This window comes from Streptomyces sp. NPDC028305, from assembly GCF_055569495.1.
The window spans coordinates 653695-674014 of the sequence record NZ_JBVHTN010000005.1; the positions used below are offsets into that span (position 1 = coordinate 653695).

Annotated in this window: 18 protein-coding genes and 1 pseudogene; 6 read left to right on the forward strand and 13 right to left on the reverse strand. The window is 72.5% G+C overall.

All coding sequences use genetic code 11. The features are described from left to right. Positions 1-32: 32 nt before the first annotated feature. Positions 33-1433, forward strand: a complete 1401-nt coding sequence (locus tag ACZ4WQ_RS23830) for an amino acid permease (RefSeq protein WP_398373894.1) — start codon at positions 33-35, stop codon at positions 1431-1433. Here ACZ4WQ_RS23830 and ACZ4WQ_RS23835 read toward each other — a convergent pair. Together ACZ4WQ_RS23835 and ACZ4WQ_RS23840 are read right to left on the reverse strand one after the other, a co-directional pair. After that, positions 1434-2756: pseudogene (locus tag ACZ4WQ_RS23835) on the reverse strand (MFS transporter); the annotation flags it as partial. Further along, complete coding sequence (locus ACZ4WQ_RS23840) at positions 2753-3337, reverse strand: TetR/AcrR family transcriptional regulator (protein ID WP_398373895.1); 585 nt, start codon at positions 3335-3337, stop codon at positions 2753-2755. The gene ACZ4WQ_RS23840 and the pseudogene ACZ4WQ_RS23835, both read right to left, overlap by 4 nt. A 116-nt stretch (positions 3338-3453) precedes the next feature. Here ACZ4WQ_RS23840 and ACZ4WQ_RS23845 point away from each other — a divergent pair, with 116 nt between their 5' ends. Together ACZ4WQ_RS23845 and ACZ4WQ_RS23850 are read left to right on the forward strand one after the other, a co-directional pair. Continuing rightward, complete coding sequence (locus tag ACZ4WQ_RS23845) at positions 3454-4233, forward strand: hypothetical protein (protein WP_398373896.1); 780 nt, start codon at positions 3454-3456, stop codon at positions 4231-4233. Between the two features lie 143 nt (positions 4234-4376). After that, a complete protein-coding gene (locus ACZ4WQ_RS23850) occupies positions 4377-4763 on the forward strand; it encodes a nuclear transport factor 2 family protein (RefSeq protein WP_385348355.1) in 387 nt (128 codons plus the stop codon). Here ACZ4WQ_RS23850 and ACZ4WQ_RS23855 read toward each other — a convergent pair. Next, complete coding sequence (locus ACZ4WQ_RS23855) at positions 4753-5556, reverse strand: helix-turn-helix domain-containing protein (protein ID WP_385348358.1); 804 nt, start codon at positions 5554-5556, stop codon at positions 4753-4755. The two genes, ACZ4WQ_RS23850 and ACZ4WQ_RS23855, sit on opposite strands and share 11 nt — an antisense overlap. Positions 5557-5650: 94 nt before the next feature. Between ACZ4WQ_RS23855 and ACZ4WQ_RS23860 the strand changes: the two genes are divergently transcribed. Together ACZ4WQ_RS23860 and ACZ4WQ_RS23865 are read left to right on the forward strand one after the other, a co-directional pair. Continuing rightward, positions 5651-5956 carry a 4a-hydroxytetrahydrobiopterin dehydratase gene (locus tag ACZ4WQ_RS23860; protein ID WP_311728376.1) on the forward strand — a complete coding sequence of 102 codons (306 nt, stop codon included), beginning with the start codon at positions 5651-5653 and terminating at the stop codon, positions 5954-5956. Positions 5957-6032: 76 nt separating this feature from the next. Then, positions 6033-6950, forward strand: coding sequence for a class I SAM-dependent methyltransferase (locus ACZ4WQ_RS23865; RefSeq protein WP_398373897.1), 918 nt, complete (start codon positions 6033-6035; stop codon positions 6948-6950). A gap of 76 nt (positions 6951-7026) precedes the next feature. Here ACZ4WQ_RS23865 and ACZ4WQ_RS23870 read toward each other — a convergent pair whose 3' ends face one another. From ACZ4WQ_RS23870 to ACZ4WQ_RS23890, 5 genes are all read right to left on the reverse strand, one after another. Continuing rightward, on the reverse strand, positions 7027-8196 hold the full coding sequence (locus tag ACZ4WQ_RS23870; protein ID WP_398373898.1) for a S1 family peptidase: 1170 nt from the start codon (positions 8194-8196) through the stop codon (positions 7027-7029). Positions 8197-8497: 301 nt separating this feature from the next. Next, positions 8498-9331 carry an aldo/keto reductase gene (locus tag ACZ4WQ_RS23875; RefSeq protein ID WP_311728379.1) on the reverse strand — a complete coding sequence of 278 codons (834 nt, stop codon included), beginning with the start codon at positions 9329-9331 and terminating at the stop codon, positions 8498-8500. 309 nt (positions 9332-9640) lie between these two features. Then, on the reverse strand, positions 9641-10354 hold the full coding sequence (locus ACZ4WQ_RS23880) for a hypothetical protein (protein WP_311728380.1): 714 nt from the start codon (positions 10352-10354) through the stop codon (positions 9641-9643). Between the two features lie 20 nt (positions 10355-10374). Next, complete coding sequence (locus tag ACZ4WQ_RS23885) at positions 10375-12201, reverse strand: AMP-dependent synthetase/ligase (protein WP_311728381.1); 1827 nt, start codon at positions 12199-12201, stop codon at positions 10375-10377. A 133-nt stretch (positions 12202-12334) separates the two neighbouring features. Beyond that, positions 12335-13192, reverse strand: a complete 858-nt coding sequence (locus tag ACZ4WQ_RS23890; protein ID WP_311728382.1) for a LysR substrate-binding domain-containing protein — start codon at positions 13190-13192, stop codon at positions 12335-12337. A gap of 118 nt (positions 13193-13310) precedes the next feature. Here ACZ4WQ_RS23890 and ACZ4WQ_RS23895 point away from each other — a divergent pair, with 118 nt between their 5' ends. Continuing rightward, positions 13311-14375: a bile acid:sodium symporter family protein gene (locus ACZ4WQ_RS23895; RefSeq protein WP_311728383.1), complete on the forward strand. Its 1065-nt coding sequence runs from the start codon at positions 13311-13313 to the stop codon at positions 14373-14375. Between the two features lie 58 nt (positions 14376-14433). On the opposite strand, the gene ACZ4WQ_RS23900 is transcribed toward ACZ4WQ_RS23895, so the two are convergent. The 5 genes from ACZ4WQ_RS23900 to ACZ4WQ_RS23920 form a co-directional block, all read right to left on the reverse strand. Next, a complete protein-coding gene (locus ACZ4WQ_RS23900) occupies positions 14434-15075 on the reverse strand; it encodes a response regulator transcription factor (RefSeq protein ID WP_311728385.1) in 642 nt (213 codons plus the stop codon). Beyond that, entirely contained in the window at positions 15068-16408 is a 1341-nt protein-coding gene (locus ACZ4WQ_RS23905; RefSeq protein WP_468022375.1) for a sensor histidine kinase, read from the reverse strand. The genes ACZ4WQ_RS23900 and ACZ4WQ_RS23905 overlap by 8 nt, the downstream gene beginning before the upstream one ends. A gap of 10 nt (positions 16409-16418) precedes the next feature. Beyond that, complete coding sequence (locus tag ACZ4WQ_RS23910) at positions 16419-17195, reverse strand: ABC transporter permease (RefSeq protein ID WP_385348368.1); 777 nt, start codon at positions 17193-17195, stop codon at positions 16419-16421. After that, a complete protein-coding gene (locus ACZ4WQ_RS23915) occupies positions 17192-18094 on the reverse strand; it encodes an ABC transporter ATP-binding protein (RefSeq protein ID WP_398373901.1) in 903 nt (300 codons plus the stop codon). The genes ACZ4WQ_RS23910 and ACZ4WQ_RS23915 overlap by 4 nt, the downstream gene beginning before the upstream one ends. 159 nt (positions 18095-18253) lie before the next feature. Beyond that, positions 18254-20197, reverse strand: coding sequence for an exo-alpha-sialidase (locus tag ACZ4WQ_RS23920; RefSeq protein WP_398373902.1), 1944 nt, complete (start codon positions 20195-20197; stop codon positions 18254-18256). Between the last annotated feature and the right edge of the window lie 123 nt (positions 20198-20320).

Consider the following 20320-nt stretch of genomic DNA (forward strand, 5'->3'; position numbering starts at 1 on the left):
GCGCATCGTGCGCATTCCCCGACCATGGCGGGATGCATGACCCGCACCCCGCCCGCCGCTTCGGCCTGCCCACGGCGACCGCGCTCGTCATGGGCAACATCATCGGTGGCGGCATCTTTCTGCTGCCCGCCTCCGTCGCCCCGTACGGCACCGTCAGCCTGCTCGCCTTCGCCGTCCTGACCGTCGGCGCGGTCGCGCTCGCGCTCGTCTTCGGCCGGCTGGCGGAGCGCGATCCGCGCACCGGCGGGCCGTATGTCTACGCGCGCGCGGCGTTCGGCGACTTCGCGGGGTTTCTGTCCGCCTGGTCGTACTGGACCATGACCTGGGTGAGCAACGCGGCGCTCGCGGTGGCGGCCGTGGGCTACGTCCATGTGCTGGCCCCCGGGCACCAGTCCAAGGGCGTCGACCTGGCCGTGGCGCTGCTGGCGCTGTGGCTCCCGGCGCTCGCGAACCTGGCGGGCACCCGCTGGGTCGGCGCGGTGCAGATCGTCTCGACGGTGCTGAAGTTCGTGCCGCTGCTCTTCGTCGCCGTCGCCGGGCTGTTCTTCTTCGACCCGCACAACCTCGGCCCGTTCAACGCGGGCGGCGGCAGCGCGGTCGGCGGGCTCTCGGCGGCGGCCGCGATCCTGCTCTACAGCTATGTGGGCGTCGAGTCGGCGTCGATGAGCGCGGGCGAGGTGCGCGACCCTGAGCGCAACGTCGGGCGGGCCAGCGTGCTGGGCACCGTGGGCGCCGCCGTGGTCTACCTCGTCGGCACGCTGTCGGTCTTCGGCACCGTGGCCCACCGGGACCTGGTGAACTCGACCGCCCCCTTCTCCGATGCCGTCGACGCCATGTTCGGCGGCGCCTGGGGCGGCACCCTGATCGCGCTGGCCGCCGTGGTGTCCATCGTCGGCGCGCTCAACGGCTGGATCCTGATGAGCGCCCAGGCCCCGTACGCCGCCGCCCGCGACGGGCTCTTCCCCGCCGCGTTCGCTGCCAAGCGGCGCGGGGTGCCGACCTTCGGGGTGCTCGTCGGCACCGCCCTCGCCTCGCTGCTCACCGTGGTCAACTACACCTCGGGCTCGGACGGGGTCTTCGAGACCCTCGTCCTGATCACCACCTTCTCGGCCACCGTCCCGTATCTGCTGGCCGCCGGCGCCCAGGTCCACTTCCTGCTGACCGGGCGCCGGGACGAGGTGCGCCCCGGCCGCTTCGCCCGGGACCTGCTACTCGCGCTGCTCGGCTTCGGCTTCTCCTTCTGGCTGGTCGCGGGCGCCGGATACGCCGCCGTCTACCAGGGCACGCTCTTCCTTTTCGCCGGTGTGCTGGTCCACGTGCTGATGGCCGCCCGCCGCGCCGCCGGCCGGACCGGACCCGCGGCCCCCGCGGAGACCGCCCGCGCGGACGGCGCGCCCCCGGCCGGCGGGAGCGCCGCCGGGTCGGCCGCCTGACCGGGGCAGCCGGGCCGCGAGGAGCGCCCCGGCCGCCGCGACGGCGGCCAGGACCGACAGCGCGGCGCCCATCGTCGTGAGCGCCATGAGCATGGTGGCCGCGGCGACGCCCAGCGCCGGGCCGATGTTCATCGCGGTCTGCTGAAGCCCGCCCGCCACCCCGGCGTGATCTGCCGGAGCCTGGCGGACGACCACGGCCGTCGCGGTGACCATCGCCGCGGCGAATCCGGCGCCGATCGCGAGAAAGCAGCCGCCGATCTCCAGGGCCGTGGGCTCCGGGCCGAGCCGGGAGAACAGCAGCACGCCGAGGGCGAGCAGCGCCATCCCCGCCACGGCCGTCGGGCGGGGCCCGTACCGGCGCAGCAGCAGGGCACAGACCGGCGCGCCAAGCACCATCATGGCGGGCAGCGGCAGCGCCCTGACTCCGCTGGCCAGCGGGTCCAGCGCGAGCACGTCCTGGAGGAAGTACGTGGCGACGAACAGGGTCCCGAACACCGCGGCCGACGCCGCCACCAGGATCCCGAGCGCCGGGGCGACGGCCGCCGCCCGCAGCACGCCGGGCGGCAGCAGGGGGTGCGCGGCGCGCCGCCCGTGCCGGATGAACGCGGCTCCGGCCGCCACCGTGGCGAGGGCCCCGAGCGCGGTCGCCGCCGTCCGGCCGGCCTCCGGCAGCGCGACGAGCGTATGCACCAGGGATGCCAGGGCCAGCGCGAGGAGGAGGGCGCCGGGCACATCGAGCGGGAGGTCGGCGGCCCGCTTCGGCTCCGGGATCCGCACGACGAGCGCCAGGACACCGATCAGCAGCGCCGGTGCCACGGTCAGGAAGAAGACCGAGCGCCAGCCCAGTTGATCCGTCAGCGCCCCGCCGACCAGCGGGCCGGCCGCGGCCGCCACCCCGATGGCGCTGGTGCGCAGAGCGATGGGCATGCCGATCCGGTCCGGCGGATACGCGGCCCGCAGCATCCCGAGCGTGGCCGGTTGCAGCAGCGCGCCGAACACCCCCTGGGCGACCCGCAGGCCGATCACCCAGCCGACCCCGGGCGCCAGGCCGATGCCCGCCGACGTGGCGGCGAAGCCCAGCGTGCCGACCGCGAACAGCCGCTGGTGGCCGTAGCGGTCGCCGAGGCGCCCGGCGAAGACGAGCAGGCCCGCCACCGCGATGAGATAGCCGGTGCTGGTCCACTGCACCGCGGTGAACGAGGCGTGCAGATCCCGCCGCATGGCGGGCTGCGCGACGGTCAGCACGGTGCCGTCCAGGGCCACGATCGCGGCCCCGGCGACGCTGCCGACGAGCGTGAAGCGGCGGTGCCGCGAGGCGCTCACGACCGCTCAGGCCCCAGGTGCGCGTCCAGCGCGGCGCGCAGCAGCGGCTCGACGTCGTCGGCGCCCGTGCCGAGCTGGAGGCTGCCCCAGCCCCACAGCTGGACGATGCCGTGCAGATTGGCCCACAGCGCGCCCGCGACGACCCGGGGCGCCGCGTCGGCCGCCGGCCGCGCCCGGGCGACCAGGTCGACCAGCACCTCGAAGAGCGGCAGGCTGGTGTCGCGCAGGCCGAGGTGGTCGCTCTCCAGCAGGTCATGGCGGAACATCAGCTCGAACATGCCGCGGTTGGTGAGCGCGAAGTCGAGGTAGACCCGGCTCAGCGCCATGAGTTGGGCGCGCGGCGCGGCCTTGCCGTCCCCGACCGCCTCGGCGACCTGCGCGGCGAGCGCGCCGAAGCCCTGCCGGGCGATCGCGGACAACAGCGCCAGGTGGGTGGGGAAGTAGCGGCGCGGGGCGCCGTGGGACACCCCGGCCCTGCGGGCGATCTCCCGCAGCGTCAGGGACGCCATCCCCTCCCTGGTCACCAGATCGACGCCGACCTCGATCAGACGGGATCGCAGCCCCGTGTCGTGTTCGCTCATAGACACTGTCTACCAGGAAGGGTAGACAGTGTCTACCAGGGCCGGGATCCGGCCGGTTGGGCCAGAATGATGGACCGACACATAGGTGACGACTCGTGAGAAACCTTGAGGCCGACATGACTGAGCAGCAGCCGCCGACACCCCCTCAGCCCCAGGGACTTCCCCCGCAGCCGCAAGGGCTTCCCCCGCAGCCCGCGGGCATCCCGCCGCAGCCGGGACAGTTCCCGGCCCTCGCCCCCGCCGCGGCCCCGGCCCCGCGACAGGGCCGGTTCTCGCTGCGCAATCCGCTGGTCACCGCGGCCATCGGCCTCGTGGTCGGGCTGGCCGCGGCCGGCATACCCGCGCTGCTCTCGGACGACGACGGCGGGGGCTTCGGCGGCGGGGGCGGCGGAGGCGAGCTCAGCGCCCCCGCGAAGCTCGACGGGCTCAGACCGCTCGTGGACGCCCAGCGCGAGTCCAACGGCGCCAAGGGCGAGAAGACGGCCGAACAGCTCGCCGAGGAGGCGCGCCTGAGCGGCGAGCGGGTGTCCAAGGCGTACGGCGGTGCCGCCGCCGTGGTGAAGCAGTATGTCGACAAGGACTTCCAGACGACCGCGACGCTGATCGCGGTCCGCAGCCGCGCCCCCGAGCCGTACGTCCTCTACGTGGACCCGAAGCGGCTCGCGCTGGCCAAGGCGCCGGACGAGCTCAAGACCATCGGCGATGTCTCGTGCGTGCTCTACAACCAGCCCACCATGGAGGGATCCGAACCCACCGCGGACTCCGTGCACGTCACCTACTGCCAGCGCACCGGCGCCGGGCTGACCGTCCAGGTCCGTACGGCCGGCAGCGGCGTGTCCAACCGGCCCGACAAGGTCGCGGACCTGGTCGAGGAGGCCTGGTCGGCGCTGTCCTGAGCCGGGCCGTCGTCATTACCTGGCGGGTAATCGACCGGGCGAGCCGTCGGCGGCAGGGTGGAGGCATCGGGTTCCGGGCCGGCGCACTCCGGCTCGGGACCCGGTCCCACCAGTGGATTTCATGCCATGAGGAGAGCCCTGCCATGACCGCCCAGTCGCAGTACGAGACCGCCGTCGCCCGCTACTTCGAGGCGTGGAACGCGACCGACGCCGAGGCCCGCGCCAAGGCCGTCGCCGCCGCCTGGACCGAGAACGGCGGCTACACCGACCCCCTCGCGGCGGTCAGCGGCCACGACCAGCTCGCGGCGGTCATCGCCGGGGCCCAGGAGCAGTTCCCCGGCTTTGTCTTCCAGCACACCGGGACCGTCGACGGACACCACGACACCGCCCGCTTCACCTGGGAGCTGGTCTCCACGGCCGACGGCTCCGCGCCCGTCGCCGGGTCCGATGTGATCACCCTGGCCGAGGACGGCCGGATCCGCTCCGTCCTCGGCTTCCTGGACCGGGTCCCGGCGGCCCCTACGGCATGAGCCGCCGCAGGGCCTGCGCCGTCTCCGGGTCGGCCGGGAGCAGGGTCTCGATGGCCAGCTCGGAGACGGTGACGTCCATGGGGGTGTTGAAGGTCGTGATCGTGGACACGAACGACAGCACCTCTCCCGCGTGCTCGATCACCATCGGCAGCGCGAACGGCGCGTGGTCCCCGCCCACGGCCGCCTCCTCCCGGCCCCCCGCGTCCACCGGATAGGCGCTGACCTCCTCGTACAGCTCCCGCAGCGGCGAGGAGCGCAGCAGGGCCAGCTGCCGCTCCATCTGCTCCAGCAGATGGCCGCGCCACTCGCGCAGATTGCGGATCCGCGGGGCCAGCCCGTCCGGGTGCAGGGTGATGCGCATCGCGTTCATCGGCGGCCGGAGAAGGTGCTCCGCGACCCCCTCAAGCACCGCGGCCATGGCCCGGTTCGCCGCCACCACGTGATACGTGCCGTCCACGACGATCGCGGGGTACGGGTCGTAGGCCGTCAGCAGCCGCTCCATCCCCTCGCGCAGCGGGCCCATCAAGGGGTCGTCCAACGAGGTCTCCGGGTAGTGCGGTGCGTAACCCGCCGCGATCAGCAGGGCGTTGCGCTCGCGTACGGGCACGTCCAGGTGTTCGGCGAGGCGCAGCACCATCTCCTGGCTGGGCCTGGCCCGCCCGGTCTCGATGAAGCTGATGTGGCGGGCGGAGGAGTCGGCGCGCAGCGCGAGTTCGAGCTGGCTGATGCGCCGCCGGTCCCGCCATTCGCGCAGCAGCGAGCCCACCCCCGGGGCAGTCACGGCAGTCGTCATACCCCGACCGTAACCGAACACGTGCCGCCCGCCTCGCGGGTGGTCGGAGGGGTGCGTGGGAGGGTGGGACCAGTCGCGACGAAAGGGAGGCGCCATGGCCGTCGAGCCGCTGTCGAACGAGGAGATCGAGCGGGGCCTCGCGGACCTCCCCGGCTGGTCGCTGCGGGACGATCTGCTGGTGCGCGGCTACTCCTTCCCGGGCCACCCGGCCGCGGCCCGCCTGGTGGCCGAGGTCGCCGAGGCGCAGGAGGAGCTGGGACACCATTCCGATCTGACCCTCGGCTACAACAAGGTCGGCGTCTCGGTGAACACCCACAGCGTCGGCGGCAAGGTGACCGAACTCGACCTCCGGCTCGCCCACCGCATCGAGGACATCGCCCGCGCACAGGGCGTCGCCTAGCCGCTGCCCAACAGGTCGAGTTGCCGGAACGGCAAGGAAGTTTGCCGGTGGCGCGGGGCGGGGGCAGGCTCCTCGCATGACCCGACACCCGCACACCCACGACGACCACACCCATCACCCGCACGGCGGCCACGCCCACGGCGACGCCTCGCACGCCGTCGACTGGGCCGTCTTCGGAACGCTCCTCGAAAAGAACGCGGAGCTCAGCACCCCCGCCCTCGAGCAGACCGCCGAATGGCTGCGCGGGCTCCTCGCCGTGCCCGTGCGCCGCGCGCTCGACGTGGGCAGCGGGCCCGGTGGCGCCACCTGCCTGTTCGCCCGCGCCTTCCCCGACGCCGAGGTCGTGGCCGTCGACGGCACCCCGGAGCTGCTGGAGCGCGCCCACGCCCGCGCCGAGCGGCTCGGGGTCGCCGACCGCGTACGGACCCACCTGGCCGAGCTGCCCGACGGGCTGGCCGACGTGGGCGAGGCGGATCTGATCTGGTCCAGCAAGGCGGTGCACCACCTGGGGGACCAGCAGGGAGCCCTCGACGGGCTCGCCGCCGCGCTGCGCCCCGGCGGGGTGCTGGCCGTGTCCGAGGGCGGGCTGCCGCTGCGCGCGCTGCCCCGCGACATCGGCATCGGCCGCCCCGGCCTGCTGGCTCGGATCGACGCCGTGCAGGACGAGGGGTTCACCGAGATGCGGGCGGAGCTGCCCGGCGCCAAGGAGATCGTCGAGGACTGGCCCGCCATGCTCGGGGCGGCCGGGCTGACCGGGGCCCGCAGCCGCACCTTCCTGGTCGACCACCCCGCCCCGCTCGACGCCCCGGCCCGCGAGATGCTGCACATCGAGCTGGCCCGCCTGCACGAGCGGCTGGCCGACCGCCTCGACGCGACCGACCGCGCCACGCTCGGGCGGCTCATCGACCCCGACGACGAGGCGGGCGTGCTGCGCCGGCCGGATGTGTTCTGGCTGAGCGCGTTCACCGTCCACGCGGCCGTCAAGCCCCGGTGACGGCGGCCCCGCCCGGGTCCGTGGCCGCATACGAGCGGACACGGACCCGGGCGGACCGCCGGACGGGGGCGGGGCCTCAGCCCGTGGTGAGGGCGAGGCCGTACGTCGTGAGGATCGGGTTCACCGGCTGGAAGTACGTGGTGCCGCCGGCCGTGCAGTCGCCGGAGCCGCCGGAGGTGACGCCCTGGGCCTGGCTGCCGGAGATGTACGAGCCGCCGGAGTCGCCGGGCTCGGCGCACACCGTGGTCCGGGACAACCCGCTGACCAGGCCCTCGGCGTAGCGCACGCTGGTGTCGAGCTGCTCGATCGTGCCGCAGTGCCAGCCGGTCGTCGAGCCGGAGCGGCAGACGGAGGAGCCCACCGGCGCCTGCTGGGAGCCGGCGACCGTGACGATCGCGCCGGCGGGGCCGAGCACCGCGGGGGTGGGCTTCCAGTCGCTGTTGACCGACACCCAGGCGTAGTCGTTGCCGGGGAAGCGGGAGGCCTGGAAGGTGCCCTGGGCGGTGCGGTTGACGCCGGTGGTGGTGGCGCCCGCCTCGCCGCAGTGGCCCGCGGTGACAAAGCCGCCCTGGGAGCCCTTCGTCACCGAGAACCCGATCGAGCAGCGCGCGGTGCCGTTGATGTAGTACGCCTCGCCGCCGCGCACATCGTCCAGCGGCTGCGGCTGCTCGTCGGACTCCACGATCCGTACGACGCCGGGGGACACTCCGCTGGCGGCGACGAAGTCGGAGGCCCTGGCGGGGTCGGTCGACTGGACCACGACGCTGTTGGTCTTCACATCGACGTACCAGACGGAGGCGGCCGTCGAGGCGCGCCGCTCGGCCGTGCGGTCCAGGGCGTCCTTCGCGGCGGTCAGGTCGTCCAGGCTGTGGCTGACCGTCACGGCCTTGGCGCCGGCGGCGGTGATGACGCCGTGCCGGCCCTGATCGGTGGTGGCGACCGTGAGCTCGGCGGTCTTGCCGGTCACCCACGCGCCGCCGAACGCGCTCCCGAGGCTCTGGCGGAGGGCCGGGGTGGCCGTGCCGGCCCGGTACTCGTTGGTGATCCGGGCCCTCGCCTCGTCGGCCGTGAGGCCGAGGTCGCGCCGCATCGAGTCGAGCATTTCGGCGGGGACTTCGGCGGGGACTCCGGCGGTGGTCTCGGCCGTGGGGCCGGGGGCCGCGGCGGCGGGTATGGCGGTCAGGGAGAGAGCGGCGATGGCGATGGCACAACCGGCGGTCAGGGCAGGTCTGTGACTGCGGAGCATCGGGGTGTCTCCTCGTGTCGTGGGGGGCTTGCGTCAACGTAAGCCGGTACGACACGGGCTGCGCGCCCGTCCGGTCTCCCCGGTTGCGCCGCGCGGAAACACCCGGCACGACCACCCCCGGGCCCGCTCCCGGGCCCGCCGTCGGAGGGGCCCGGGGCCCGGCCCCGCAGGCCACGGCGGCGGGCGGCGGGCGCGGATCCCACCCGAACAGCCGCCGCCAACGGGAGGTTGCGCGAACGCCCCCGTCCTCACTCGGAGAGGACGGGGGCGGGGGCGCTCGGGGTGGCGCGGGGGCGGGGCGTCACACCAGGTTGAAGGTCTCCGGGTCGGGGCCGAGGCGGTTGCCGGAGTCCATCCCGTTGATCGCGGCGAGGTCCTGGGCGTCCAGCTCGAAGTCGAACACGTCGATGTTCTCCTGTATGCGGGACGGCGTGACCGACTTGGGGATCACCACATTGCCCAGGTCCAGATGCCAGCGGAGCACCACCTGCGCCGGGGACTTGCCGTGCTTCTCGGCGATGGCCGCGAGCCGGGCGTCCTCCAGCAGGCCCTTGCCCTGGCCGAGCGGGGACCACGCCTCGGTGGCGATGTTGTGCCGGGCGTTGAAGGCCCGCAGCTCCGACTGCTGGAGCTGCGGGTGCAGCTCGACCTGGTCGATCACCGGGGCGACCTCGGTCTCCGAGAGCAGCCGCTGGATGTGGGACGGGTGGAAGTTGGAGAGCCCGATGGCCCTGGCGCGGCCCTCGGCGTGGATCTTCTCGATCGCCTTCCAGCTGTCCACGTACTTGTCGACCGCCGGCAGCGGCCAGTGGATCAGATACAGGTCGACATGGTCGAGGCCGAGCTTGGACAGCGAGGCGTCGAAGGCGCGCAGGGTGGAGTCGTAGCCCTGGTCGGCGTTCCAGAGCTTGGTGGTCACGAACAGCTCGTCGCGCGCGATGCCCGACTCCGCGATGGCCCTTCCCGTGCCCTCCTCGTTGCCGTAGATCGCGGCGGTGTCGATGCTGCGATACCCGGCCTCGAGGGCCGTGCTGACGGCAACGGCCGCCTCGTCGTCCGGGACCTGCCAGACGCCGAAGCCGAGCTGGGGCATCCGGACGCCGTTGCTGAGGGTGATGAAGGGGACCTGGCTCACGAGCGGTCGATCCTTACGTCGAATACGGGTGGGTACGTCTTCAGAGTGAACGAGCGACGGCCGAGTCGCATTCCCGCTCGGCCGCTACGACCGTTGCTTCCCGGCGCGACCCCGCGCCACACTCCCAGCCGCCTCCGGTGTTCCCGTGTTCCCGCTCAGGCTCGGCCGCGAAGGCCACCGCCGAGGCCGGACACCGGTCCACCGTGCAGCGCGCCGCGCGCGGCGCGCTGCACGGCGCGTAAGCCGCGGCCGGCACCCGCAGCCGGCCGTCGGCCATCCGGCTCGCGCGTCACATCGGGCCCGGCTCCGTCACATCGCGCTCAGCAGCAGCGGCTCCGGGAGCTCCGCCCGGAACCGCCGCAGCACATGCCCTTCGCGGACGGTCGCGCCCACCTCGACCGCCGCCCGGCTGACCGTGGCGCGCGGCGCCCGCACCACCATGGCCAGCCGGTAGGTGCCGCCGATTCCGGCCGTGGGGGTGCGGCGGATCTCCCAGCCCGGGTCGGACCGCAGCTCGCGCCGCGCCTCCAGCCAGACCCGGGCGCCCGGCGCGGTCCGGTCCTGTCGCACGAACCCCAGCCGCGGCCCGAGGTGGGCCGGTCCGCCGGCCCGGACCGCCGCGCTGAGCTGGAGCGGTGTCATGGACCAGGCCACCGGCTGAAAGGCGGCCCGGCGGTTTCCGGCCGGATCGGCCGTGAGTGTCAGATCGAGATTGACCGTATGAAGTTGAGGATTGGCTGTTTCTTGTGCGCAGCTGACCGAAAAATGCACTAAGTGGTAGGCCGCGCTGTCTGCCTTGTCGGTCTTGTTGGCCTCCGATTCCACATAGGCTTTCAGCTCCGGCACCCGGCCGACGAGTTCCGCCGTCACCGGTACGGACAGTGGCCCGCCCAGCGCGACCCGCCCCGTCAGGGCGGGGGCCGCGGCGGCCCGGGGCGGGACATGGCCCGAAGGCCGGGAGAATTCCTCGGATACCAGTGCCAGCTCGCGCTCGGGAAGTTCGGGGAGAATGATGTCGATCATTTCCGTGCCCCCTTTGCGGCTCAGGAATGGTAGAGCGCCTCGATTTCTACGGCATACGCCTGCTCGATCGCCTTCCGCTTCAATTTCAGTGAAGGCGTCAGGAGACCATGCTCCTCCGAGAACTGAGCGGCAAGTATCCGGAACGTACGAATCGACTCGGCCTGCGAAACCAGCGTGTTGGCGGTGATCACGGCCCGCCGGATCTCCAACTCCAGATCCGGCTCGCGGACCAGCTCCTTCGCGGGCAGCTCCGGCCGGCCCCGCATCGCCAGCCAGTGCGCCACCGCCTCGGCGTCCAGCGTCACCAGCGCCGCCACATACGGCCGGTCATTGCCCACGACGATGCACTGCGCGACCAGCGGATGCGCCCTGACCCGCTCCTCCAGCACCACCGGCGAGACGGTCTTGCCACTGGAGGTCACCAGGACCTCCTTTTTCCGCCCGGTGATGGTCAGATAGCCGTCGTCGTCCAGGGTGCCCAGGTCGCCGGTGGCGAGCCAGCCGTCCCGCAGCACGGCGTCGGTCGCCTTGCGGTCGGTGAGATAGCCCTCGAAGACCTGGTCGCCGGAGAGCAGCACCTCGCCGTCGTCCGCGATATGCACGGTGGTGCCCGGCAGCGGCACGCCCACCGTGCCGAAGCGGGGCCGGTCCGGCGGATTGGCCACGGCCGCCGCGGTGGTCTCGGTCAGCCCGTACCCCTCGAAGATCATGACGCCCGCGCCCGCGAAGAACAGCCCGAGCCGCCGCTCCATCGCCGAGCCGCCCGAGAAGGCGTGCCGGACCCGGCCGCCCATCGCCGCCCGCACCTTGCTGTAGACCACCTTGTCGAAGAACTGGTGCTGCATGCGCAGCGAGGCGCTCGGCCCCGGACCGATGCCGAACGCCCGGGCCTCCTGCGCCTCCGCGTACCGCACCGCGACGTCCACGGCCTTGTCGAAGGGGCCGAGCCTCCCCTCCAGCTCGGCCTTTCTGCGCGCCGCCGCGAAGACCTTCTCGAAGATGTACGGCACGGCCAGGAAGAACGTCGGCCGGAACGACTGGAGATCGGGCAGCAGCGCGGCCGCGGTGAGGCTCGGCTGGTGGGCCAGTTTCACCCGGCCGCGGATCGCGGCGACCCCGACCATCCGGCCGAAGACATGCGCGAGCGGCAGAAACAGCAGCGTCGCGGCCTCGTCGCCCCGCTTGGAGTGGAAGACCTCCTCGTAGCGGGCGACCACGGTGTCGCACTCGGCCATCAGATTGGCGTGGGTGATGACACAGCCCTTGGGACGGCCCGTGGTGCCCGAGGTGTAGACGATGGTCGCCGGATTCTCGGGCTGGAGCGCCTTGCGGTGGCGGTGCACCACCTCGTCGTCCATCGACGCCCCGGCCGCGGTCAGCTGGTCCACCGCGCCCGCGTCCAGCTGCCACAGCCGGGTCAGCATCGGCAGCCGCCCGATCACCGAGCCGACCGTCATGGCGTGGTCCTCGTGCTCCACGACACAGGCGGAGACCTCCGCGTCGTACAGCATCCAGAAGACCTGCTCGGCGGAGGAGGTGGGGTACATCGGCACGCTCTGCGCCCCCAGGGACCACAGCGCGAAGTCGAACAGCGTCCACTCGTAGCGGGTGCGGGACATGATGGCGACGCGGTCGCCGAAGCGCACGCCCTGGGCCAGCAGCCCCTTGGCGAGCCCCAGCACCTGGTCACGGAACTCGCCCGCGGATACATCGAGCCACTGGCCGTCGGCGGTTCTGCGCCCCAGAGCCACCCGGTCCGGATCCGTCTCGGCATGCTCGAAGACAGCATCCGCCAGTCCTCCGGCCTGCGGAGGGCTCGTCAACGGGGGGACGGTGAACTCGCGCAATGACTGGCTCCTTGAAGCTCTCCGCACAGCGCCGCGACCGTATCTGATCTGGGGCTATGAGCCCGTTGTGCGGCTCATGTGTGACGGCTATCTCCACCGAATCTCTCCCATCGGGGCACAGATGGGAGGGCCGTCAGGGCACCGGCCCCGCCAGGATCGCGGCGGCCAGCCGGTCGGCCGCGGCATGGGCCGCGGCGTCCCGCTGCCGCTCCCCGTCCAGCAGCACGAACTCCACCGGCCCCAGATCGGGCAGCCCGGCCCGGTCCGGGATCCGCGCCAGCCCCGGCGGGATCAGACCGCGGGTGTGCGCCATGACCCCCAGGCCCGCGCGTGCCGCGGCGACCAGCCCGTTGAGACTGCCGCTCGTGCATACGATCCGCCAGGGCCTGCCGTGCCGCTCCAGCACCTCCAGCGCACGGGCGCGGGTGAGGCCCGGCGGCGGGAAGACGATCAGCGGCAGCGGGCGGTCGGGGTCGAGCCGCAGCCGCTCCGCGCCGATCCACACCAGCTTGTCCCGCCACACCAGCCGGCCCCCCGGCCGCTCCTCGGACCGCTTGGCCAGCACCAGATCCAGCTTCCCCGCCGCCAGCCGCTGGTGCAGGGTGCCCGACAGCTCGACGGTCAGCTCCAGGTCCACCTCGGGGTGGTCGCGGCGGAAGCCTTCCAGGATCTGGGGCAGCCGGGTCAGGACGAAGTCCTCCGACGCGCCGAAGCGCAGCCGCCCGCGCAGCCGGGTGCCGCGGAACCAGTTCGCCGCCCGCTCGTTCGCCTCCAGGATCGTCCGGGCGAAGCCCAGCATCGCCTCGCCGTCCTCGGTCAGCTCCACCCCATGGGTGTCCCGCGCGAACAGCGGCCGGCCGACCGCGTCCTCGAGCTTGCGCACATGCTGGCTCACGGTGGACTGGCGCAGGCCGAGGCGGTGGCCGGCCTGGGTGAAGCTCAGCGTCTGGGCCACCGTGAGGAAGGTGCGCAGCAGGGACGGGTCGTACACACCGCAAGTGTAAGCGGCGGTCATCACGGAAGGCGATGACAGTCAGAGCGGTCAGTGGGATTCCCGATAGTCGTGATCAAGAGGATGCTGGGGAGGGCACCGTCCAGAAAGAGAGCACATGCGCCGCCGTAAGATCACGCTTCCGTCCTGGCTCCCTCTGGACTGGTTCATCCTCACTCTGATCGGCACCGTCGGCCTCGCCGCGCTGCTGCCCGCGAGCGGGCGGGCCGCGACCGTCGCGGACGGGGCGACCACCGTCGCCATCGCCTTTCTCTTCTTCCTGTACGGCGCGCGGCTCTCCACCCGCGAGGCGCTGGACGGAATGCGCCACTGGCGGCTCCATCTGACCGTGCTGGCCTGCACCTTCGTCATCTTCCCGGTGCTCGGTATCGCCGCCCGCGGACTGGTGCCGTATGTGCTGACGCATCCGCTCTACACCGGGCTGCTCTTCCTGTGCCTGGTGCCCTCCACCGTCCAGTCCTCGATCGCCTTCACCTCGATCGCCCGCGGCAATGTCCCGGCCGCCATCTGCGCCGGCTCCTTCTCCAGCCTGGTCGGCATCGTCCTCACCCCGCTGCTGGCCGCGCTGCTGCTGGGCAGCGCGGGCGGCGGAATCTCGGCGGACTCGATCGTGAAGATCGCCCTCCAGCTGCTGGCGCCCTTCCTCGCCGGGCAGCTGCTCCGCCCCTGGGTCGGCGGCTTCATCGTCCGCCACCGCAAGGTCCTCGGCTACTTCGACCGCGCCTCGGTCCTGCTGGTCGTCTACGCCGCCTTCAGCGAGGGCATGGTCCGGGGCATCTGGCACACGGTGACCCCGGCGCGGCTGGGCGCGCTGCTGGCCGTCGAGGCGGTGCTGCTCGCGGCGATGCTCACGCTCACCTGGCACGGCTCCCGGCGGCTCGGCTTCAACCGCGAGGACCGGATCGCGATCGTCTTCGCCGGGTCGAAGAAGAGCCTGGCGTCCGGGCTGCCGATGGCGAGCGTGCTCTTCGGGGCGCAGGCGAGCCTGGCGGTGCTGCCGCTGATGCTCTTCCACCAGATGCAGCTGATGGTCTGCGCGGTGCTGGCCCGGCGCTTCGCCAGGTCGGCCCCGGAGCCGACGACGTCGGGGCCGACCCCCGCGACGGCGGCGTCCGCGACGGCGGCCCCGCACGAGACGGCTCAGGCGCCCGTCGGCGCCTGAGAGGGGCCCGCGACGTCCCGACTCCCAGGCGAGTCGGCGACGGCGCATGCGCGCGGGCTCACCCCAGAATGCCGCGGTCGTACGCCACCGCCACCGCGGCCGCCCGGTCCTTCACCCCCAACTTGCCGTACAGGTGGGTCAGATGGGTCTTGACTGTCGCCTCGCTGATGAAGAGTTCCCGGGCGATCTCACGGTTCGACGTGCCCTTGGCGACCAGTACGAGTACCTCGCGCTCGCGGGCGGAGAGCACCGCGCCCGCGGGCACGGCGGGCTTCCTGACGGCGGAGACGAGGCGGGACGCGACGGCGGGCGACAGGACGGTACGCCCTTCGGCGGCCGCGCGGACCGCCGCGAACAGCTCCTCGCGCGGCGCGTCCTTGAGTAGATATCCGGTGGCGCCCGCCTCGATCGCGGGGATCGTGTCGGAGTCCGTGTCGTACGTCGTGAGGACGAGGACCTGGGCGCGGGCGCCGCGCCGGGTGAGTTCGGCGATCGCCTCGACCCCGCTGCCGGCGGGCATGCGCAGGTCCATGAGGACGACGTCCGGATCGAGGGACAGGGCGAGGTCGACTCCCTCGACGCCGCCCGCGGCCTCGCCGAGGACGTCGAAGCCGGGATCGGAGGCGAACATGCCGTGCAGACCGTCCCGTACGACGGGGTGGTCGTCGACGATCAGCAGGGTGATTCTCTGGTCAGCCATGGCGAACCAACGGTACGCGAGCACTGATCGCGGTGCCCTGGCCGGGCTCCGACTCGACGGCGACGGTGCCCGCGATGCGTTCGGCCCGGGCGCGCATCCCGTCGAGGCCGAAGCCGCCGGTGCTCGTGCCGGTGCGCGGCGCGACGGCGAGGGGGGCGAAGCCGTGTCCGTCGTCCCGTATGTCCAGGGTGACTTCGTCACCCATGTAGGAGAGGGTGACGCCCGCGCGGGTGGCCCGGGCGTGTTTGGCCGTGTTGGCGAGGGCTTCCTGCGCGATCCGCAGGAGGGTGGCGGCGACCTCGCCGTGCAGCGGCTCGGTGGTGCCGGTCACGGTGAACCGGGCAGTGACACCGGTGCGTTCGGACCACTCGGCGACGATCTTCTTCAGCGCCTCCTGAAGCGTGTCGTGCTCCAGAGCGGCCGGAGAGAGGTTCTGTACGGAGCGCCGGGCCTCGCTCAAGGAGTGGCGGGCCAGCGCCTGGGCACGGCCCAGGTGTTTGCGGGCCACGTCCGGGTCGGCGGTGAAGTCGACCACCTGGAGCTGGGCGATGATGCCGGTCAGGCCCTGGGCGATGGTGTCGTGGATCTCGGCGGCGAGGCGGCGGCGCTCGTCGGCGATGCCCGCCTCCCTTGCCTGGACGACGAGTTGGGCGTGCAGGGCGGCGTTCTCGGCGAGGGCCTTCTCCAGGGCGGCGATGGTCTCGGCGCGCTCCTGGGCCTTCTCGTCCTCCTTGGCACCGAGATGACTGAAGACGATGGCGAGCGTCGCGTTCAGGATGAACAGCAGGCCGAAGGCGACCCAGTTCAGCGGTGAGGGGGGCGGCAGGCCACCGGACTGGGAGCCCCCCAGGGTGACGGCGGTGACCACCAACCCGGCCCGGGCGGCGCGTGGCGGCAGCAGACGCACGGCATCGAAGTAGCTGAGGCTGGCGTAGATCGCGAAGAAGGGGTTGAGCCAGGTGAGGAGGAAGGCGAGGGCGGTCCGCAGCGCGAAGTAGACCCGCCCCGCGGTCGTCCCGTCAGGCAGCCCCCGGGCGCCGAAGCTCCTACCGGCGCCGGTTGCGCCGACGGCGTTCTCGGCCGGGGCGCGGCCGTCGGCGGAGTCCGTCGCGGTGAGCGCCGTGGTGTTCGCCGCCGACAGCCGCCGCTCGGCCCGGGTCCACCACACCTCGAGGGCCAGCGCGGCCAGGAGCAGAGCTCCTCCGGCGTACATCTCGCGCCGGGTCATCACCAGGTCGGCCGCCGCGGCCCCGATGAGTGTGGCGAGGCCCAGCAGGGCGTAGGGGCCGTACCGGAAGAACTGCGCCCAGCGCTCCTCGACCGTCGTCGTCATCTCGTACGCACTACTCCCATCTGAACCAGCGCCGGGCCGCGGCGATCAGCAGCACCGTCCACAGCGCCGTGACCCCGAGGTGTGTCCAACTCGGCCAGTGTCCCGCGGCTGCCTCGTCGAGGGCCTGCGCCGCGGCGCCCAAGGGGGTCAGGCTCACGATGTGCTGAAGAGCGTCGGGCATGGACGCCACCGGCAGCCAGACACCGGCGGTGAACATCGAAGGGAAGAACACCACTGTGCCCACCGTTTGAGTGATCTTGACTGTACGGCCGACGGCGGAGACGGCGGCACCGAGCGCCAGGATGGCGAGTGTGGCGAGCACGAAGGCCACGAGGTATCCGAGGAGCTGGCGGGGCAGGGCCACATGGAAGACGATCCGGCCCACGGCGAGGGAGAGCGACGCGGAGACCGCCACGGCGGCACCGTGCAGCACGATCTGCGCGCCGATGAGGGAGCCCGCCCGCACGGGGGTGGTGGACATGCGGCGCAGGATGCCCCGCTCGCGGTAGCCGGTGAGGACGGGCGGCATGGTCTGGATACCGGACGTGATCATGGCGAGCAGGATGGCGATGGGGACATACAGGTCCACGACACGCAGGCCGTCGATATCGGTCGAGGGCTCCCGGAAGGAGGGGATGGCCCCCAGGATGCACAGCAGGATCGTGGGAAAGCCGAGCATCCAGAAGAAGGAGACGGGTTCACGCAGGAAGAGACGTGCCTCGGCCCGCAGGACGGCGGTGGCGCTGCCCTTGACAGCGGACGGGCGGGTGCGGGTGATGGTGCTCATGCGTCCGCTCCCGTCAGGTCGAGGTAGGCGTCGTCCAGGCTCGCTTCGACGACGCGGAGCTGGTGGGCGGTGATGCCCTGTCCGGCGAGCAGCGAGAGCACGGCGCTGACGGTCTCGTCGGTGCCCTTGACGACGACCCGCCCGTCCTTCTCCGTCACCGACGCGGCCGCGGGCAGCGCCGTCAACTGCCGCAGGTCCAGCGCCGTGGAAGGCTTGAAGGAGATCTCCGTGCCGCTCGCCGTGCGCCCGATCAGCCCGGAGGGGGTGTCCAGTGCGGTGATCCGCCCCTTGTCGATCAAGGCGATCCGGTCACAGAGACGCTGGGCCTCCTCCATGAAGTGCGTGACCAGCAGCACGGTGACACCGCTGTCCCGGATGTCCTCGATGAGCTGCCAGGTGTCGCGGCGGGCGCGCGGGTCGAGCCCGGTGGTCAGCTCGTCCAGTACGACGACGGTGGGGTTGCCGATCAGGGCGAGCGCGATGAACAGACGCTGCTTCTGGCCGCCGGAGAGCTTCGCGAACCGGGCGCGGAGCTTGTCGGCGATTCCGAGGCGCTCGGCCAGGGCGCGCCAGTCGGCGGGGTCCGGGTAGCAGGCGGCGTACAGCTCGAGTGTCTCCTGCACGGTGATCTTCGGTTGCAGTTCGTTCTCCTGGAGCTGCGCGCCCAGAACGCGTGTGACGGAGCCGCGGTCGGCGATGGGGTCGTACCCGGCGACGAGGACACTGCCGCGGTCGGGGCGGCGCAGACCCTCCACACACTCGACGGTGGTGGTCTTGCCGGCGCCGTTGGGGCCGAGGATCCCGAAGATCTCCCCCTTCTCGACGGCGAAGGACACGTCGTCGACCGCCTTCTTGTCCCCGTACGCCTTGTGCAGGCCGCTCACTTCGATGATTGCCATGCGCACGAGCGTGCCCTGGCGGGGCGGGGGAGAACATCGGCCATCGCGCTCGAAGGAGCATCAGCCGATCGGTGGATGGCGGGGTACGACCTGGCCCGGCCTGGTTCTCCTCCCGCTCTTCTACGGGTCCCGGCAGGAGAACCAGGCGGTGAAGGGGGGCTAGCGGACGCGGTCCAGGGGGAGCCGTACGAGCGCGGCGGGGTCCTTGCCGTGCGCGTCGGCCGGCGTGGCGTTGAACTCACGAACCTGCCGCAGCTCCGTGTCCGACAGCGCGCGGCTCCAGATCCGGACCTCGTCCAGGTCGCCGGTCAGACGCGAGCGGCTGTCGACCGCCTCGCCCACATGGATGCCGAACGGCGAGGTGCGGGTGACCGGCCCGGGCGCATCGGCGGTGGAGACGGGCGTGCCCCCGTCCACGGTCAGGGTCAGCCGGCCGCCGGTGCGGGTGAGCGCGGCGTGGTGCCACTGCCCGTCGTTGTACGCGGAGTCGGTGCTCACCGAGGCGCTGGTGAAGGTGGCGGTGCCGTTGACCGTGGTCATCAGCGCCCGGACCCGGCCGCTGGAGGGCTCACCGCGCAGCCACACCTGCGGCTGCTTGTTGCCGATGCCGCCCATCCACAGGAACGGCTGCTGGCCCGAGGCCGCGGTGTAGCGGAACCACAGGCTCACCGTGAAGTCGCGGGTGCCCAGCGGCAGCGAGGGCCGGAAGGGGACGTGCACGGCGTCGTCCGTGCCGTCGAACGACAGCCCCTGTCCGAACTGCCCCTCGGTCCGGGCCGGGCCGCCGAGGACGGTGGCCGGGCGGGCGCCGGGCGCCCGGTCCGAGGTGGTCGGGTCGGGGCCGCGGCGCGGGCCGAGCCAGCCCTCGGTGAAGCGGGCGAAGCGGATCTCGTCGCGGGCGTCGACCGCGCCGCCCTCGTACATCAGCCCGACCTCGTCGCGCGAGATGGCGACCATGTCCGAGTAGCCGGACCAGTCGGTGGTGACCACCTTGCCGCGGTCGACGGGGTCCCAGCCGCGCCCCTCGTTCCACGAGGAGCGGATCATCATGGTGCGGCGCCGGTCGGGGTCGGCGGGCGCGGCGAACAGCAGGCGGCTGTAGCCGTCCCGGTCCTCGCCCCGCAGCCGGAGGATGGAGCCCTGCACCTGGGGCGTGTACAGATCGGGGATGGTGCGGAACGGCCCGGTGAAGCTCTCGCCGCCGTCGCGGCTGACGGCGAAGTCGCGGTGGCCGAGGTCCGTGCCGTCCTGCTCCCGCCCGTTGACGTAGACCGACCCGTCCTCGCGCTCCACCAGCGTCATCTCGGAGGGCTTCTGGCGGAATGTGCCGTCCGCCGCGACCGGCCAGCTGTCCACGGCGCCGATGCGCCAGGTGTCGCCGCCGTCGTCGCTGTAAGCCAGCGCCGCGTGGTTGGCGGTGATCCGGGTGCCGTCGTAGCTCTCGGTGTTGATGGTGAACAGCAGCCGCCCCCGGTGGCGGCCGTGCGTCAGCTGGATGCCGTGCACGGGCCCGGTGGCGTACCAGGAGTTCCACGAGGCGGGCAGGAGCGAGTCGCTCAGATCGCGCGGGGCGGACCAGGTCGCGCCGTCGTCGTCGCTGTACTGGAGGTGCGGGGTCCGGTCACAGGGCACATTGCAGCCCTGGGAGTCGTCGCGCCCGGTGTTGTACGTGCTGGCGAGCACAATGCGGCCGGTGCGCTGGTCCACGATGGGCGCCGGGTTGCCGTGGGTGTCCCCGGCGCCCTCGTTGATCACCTGGAGCGGGCCCCAGGTGCGGCCGCCGTCCGTGGAGCGCTTGAGGACCAGATCGATGTCGCCGGCGTCGCCGCAGTTGTTCACCCGCCCCTCGGCGAAGGCCAGCAGCGTGCCGTCCTTGGACTTGACGACGGCCGGGATCCGGAAGCACGAGTACCCGCTGTCCTGGGAAGACTTGAAGAGGACTTGCTGATCGAAGTCGGTACGGGCCGCGGAAGCGGGGGATTCCGCCTCCGCGGCCCGTACCGGAATCGGGATCAGGGCCAGCGCCGCGGCGGCGAGGAGCACCGACGCGCGGCGCCGCCATGGTCTGGACCGCTTGCGAGTAGCGCGAAGTTCTGACGCCATCGTCACCGACCTGCCCTTCAGCGGCATCTGGACATCACGACATCAAGACATCCAACGTCTGATCGAGTGCTGCCGGAGAAGTGTCCCGTCTCGCCCCCGCCTCCCACAAGGATTGTGCGTCAG